The sequence below is a fragment of the Methylophaga sp. UBA1464 genome (assembly GCF_002325665.1).
Lineage (GTDB): Bacteria > Pseudomonadota > Gammaproteobacteria > Nitrosococcales > Methylophagaceae > Methylophaga.
In genome coordinates this window covers 1,475-2,192 of record NZ_DCSO01000066.1, presented here as the reverse complement: position 1 = coordinate 2,192, position 718 = coordinate 1,475, and the positions used below count along the sequence as shown (strand labels likewise).

The 718-nt window shown below is 50.6% G+C and carries 2 protein-coding genes; both read right to left on the bottom strand.

The window, feature by feature from the left end; genetic code table 11:
• A complete protein-coding gene (locus B3O33_RS08005) occupies window positions 1–456 on the bottom strand; it encodes a PfkB family carbohydrate kinase (protein ID WP_349676309.1) in 456 nt (151 codons plus the stop codon).
• Between the two features lie 30 nt (window positions 457–486).
• Window positions 487–718, bottom strand: a 232-nt coding sequence (locus tag B3O33_RS08000) for a glycosyltransferase family 9 protein (RefSeq protein WP_292363359.1), incomplete at its 5' end; no start/stop codon positions are given.

The following is a 718-nucleotide window of genomic DNA, read 5'->3' as shown; positions in this document are numbered from 1 at the left end:
CTAATCCGACAGGATCATCACCCCGCCATTAACCAGCAATGGTGCGACTCTGTCGGCCATACCTTCACAGCTTTCGATGGTAAATCGGCTTTCAAAATCCATCCGCAACAGTTGCTGATGCGCACTGATAATGCGGGATTTTATGATGGTGGGATGCTGTGTGGTTTGATGAAACGCACATTCGATACTGACAGAACGCAGTCGTTCTTCTAAAACCTGAGCGGCTTCATCCTGACCGGTAATGCCTGACAGGCTGCATTTAGCACCCAGCGAAGCAATATTCATTGCGACATTGGCGGCCCCGCCCGGAATATCTTCCAAACGTTCAATATTGACCACCGGCACCGGCGCTTCGGGTGAGATGCGTTTGGTTTTGCCGAAATAGAAACGGTCCAGCATCAAATCACCAACGACAACAACATTGGCCTGCCGAAAATCCGGGAATGCATTTTTCATAACGTTTGAATTATTGATTAGGGAAAGCGGTTATTGTGCGGCTAAAAGCGGTTGCAGTCCATGCCAAACCATTTCCGGTGTCATTTCGGTCATGCAGACGGGTTCGCCATTGCGTGAGGCGGGTAAAGGGCATTTGCGTTTGTAACATGGGGCGCAGTTAAAATCGCTGACCAGATGCTGCTGATGTTTGCCATAGGTGCCAATCAGCGCTGTGTCTGTCGCACCGTATAAGGTTAATGCCGGCGTTCCGGCCACGGCAGCA

What these genes read in the sequence shown, in the direction of transcription:
- B3O33_RS08005 (WP_349676309.1), bottom strand. Translation starts at nt 456, where the DNA reads ATGAAAAATGCATTCCCGGATTTTCGGCAGGCCAATGTTGTTGTCGTT.